The organism is Oleiphilus sp. HI0067 (genome assembly GCF_001635735.1).
In genome coordinates this window covers 1-2,401 of the sequence record NZ_LWFI01000632.1, presented here as the reverse complement: position 1 = coordinate 2,401, position 2,401 = coordinate 1, and the positions used below count along the sequence as shown (strand labels likewise).

Genomic DNA, 2,401 nt, shown 5'->3' with positions numbered 1-2,401 from the left:
CTGTCGATGTTTGACTGCCCCAGTCTGCCGTCGTATCAATCACCGCAGGGTCGGCACTGGCAACTACTTCAAGACTGGTTATGGATAATGTCGAAGTGGCGCCCACTGGCGAAGCATAGGCGGAACTAATAACAGGTTTATCTTCAGTCCCGGTAATGGTGATGCTGACTTGTTGGGTTGAGCCATCGGTCGCTGTGAAAGTATAAGTATCTACGACTTGTTGCTTGGCTGGGTCGGGGTCACTGGGTGATAAATCTTGTACTTTGCTTTGATCAAGGGTATAGGTCCATTGACCATTAACCATGGCTATATGGCCGTAGGTGGTGGTTGTACTGACAAGATCTGGGAAATCAGGTGTTTCGCCTGTATCGGTATCAGATATGCTGAGGGTTCCACTGGCGGTTGCGGTGTCACCTGCGTCTCCTTCAGTTACTGCGCCAGTGCTTGCCCCCGTTATTATAGCTGCATCGTCTTTACCATGAACCGTAATAACGAGATTCTGCGTGTCAGTACCACCGTCTTGGTCGGTCACCGTAATCGGAATGGTGACAGTTTGGTCTGTACCTGCGGCCAAGTGTTGATAGGCGCTGTGACTGGGATCAAAGGTGTACGACCCGTCGGCATTTAGCGTAAAACCGTCTATGGTCGGTGCGGTGTAGGTGGCCGTTTCATGGTCGTCAGTATCCGTTGCTGTAAGCTGGCCCGTTAGCAATTGGCCATCCTCTGTCACACTTTGCGCTTGGATTTGCTGTAATACCGGCGCGTCATTTGTGCCTGTTAGGGTGATGACAAGATTCTTGGTATCAGTCGCGCCAGCTAGGTCAGTTACTGTCACAGGGATGGTGATGGTTTGTACATCGCCTTGCGCCAAATGGTTATAACTACCGTGGTTTGGGTCGAAGCTATAGCTACCATCTTGCTTTAGTACAAAACCATCTACATTCGGTGCACTAAAGGTAAGTTGGTCATTCGTATCAATATCCGAGCCGGTAAGCACACCTGTGGTCTTAGTGCTATCACCCTCTCTTGCCGATTGTGCTGTAATGACACTCAAAGCGGGCGCGTCGTTAATACCTGTAATCGTCACCGAAATACTGTGTGCGGTGCCGTCTGCCGAATGGATTTGTATCACATCGGTCAGCGTATTATTGATCGGCGAGGAGCCTGCACCGAGCCGCTGCACGTCGCGACTTTGATTATCTAGATCATAGGTCCAGGTACCATTCGCTTGAAGGTGTAATGTTCCGTGTACACCCTGGATATCGCCCGCTTGAAAATGATCCTGACCAGCATCTTTATCACTTACACTGAGCGTGCCCGTCGCTTGCAGCGTGGTATCTTCTCTCACCATTCCGGTATCCGCACCGCTGATGATCGCCGTATCATCTTTGCCGTGCACGGTAATGGTTAAGTTCTGCGTATCGGTTGCACCGCTTTGATCGACTACGCCAACGGGTATTGTCAGCGTTTGAACTTGACCTGCCGCTAGGTGTTGGTAACTCGCATGGCTCGGATCAAAGCTATAGCTGCCGTCTGCATGCAGGGTAAACCCATCAACTTGCTGCATTACGCTGTAACGAGCGACTTCATGGTCGTCAGTATCCGTTGCTGTAAGCTGGCCCGTTAGCAATTGGCCATCCTCTGTCACACTTTGCGCTTGGATTTGCTGTAATACCGGCGCGTCATTTGTGCCCGTTAGGGTGATGACAAGATTCTTGGTATCAGTCGCGCCAGCTAGGTCAGTTACTGTCACAGGGATGGTGATGGTTTGTACATCGCCTTGCGTCAAATGGTTATAACTACCGTGGTTTGGGTCGAAGCTATAGCTACCATCTTGCTTTAGTACAAAACCATCTACATTCGGTGCACTAAAGGTAAGTTGGTCATTCGTATCAATATCCGAGCCGGTAAGCACACCTGTGGTCTTAGTGCTATCACCCTCTCTTGCCGATTGTGCTGTAATGACACTCAAAGCGGGCGCGTCGTTAATACCTGTAATCGTCACCGAAATACTGTGTGCGGTGCCGTCTGCCGAATGGATTTGTATCACATCGGTCAGCGTATTATTGATCGGCGAGGAGCCTGCACCGAGCCGCTGCACGTCGCGACTTTGATTATCTAGATCATAGGTCCAGGTACCATTCGCTTGAAGGTGTAATGTTCCGTGTACACCCTGGATATCGCCCGCTTGAAAATGATCCTGACTAGCATCTTTATCACTTACACTGAGCGTGCCCGTCGCTTGCAGCGTGGTATCTTCTCTCACCATTCCGGTANCCGCACCGCTGATGATCGCCGTATCATCTTTGCCGTGCACGGTAATGGTTAAGTTCTGCGTATCGGTTGCACCGCTTTGATCGACTACGCCAACGGGTATTGTCAGCGTTTGAACTTGACCTGC

1 protein-coding gene is annotated in these 2,401 nt (G+C 50.5%); it reads right to left on the bottom strand.

Annotated elements, in window-relative coordinates; genetic code table 11:
- Positions 1 to 2,401 (bottom strand): VCBS domain-containing protein (locus tag A3739_RS07005; RefSeq protein WP_197472149.1); only part of this gene is annotated, 2,401 nt, incomplete at both ends.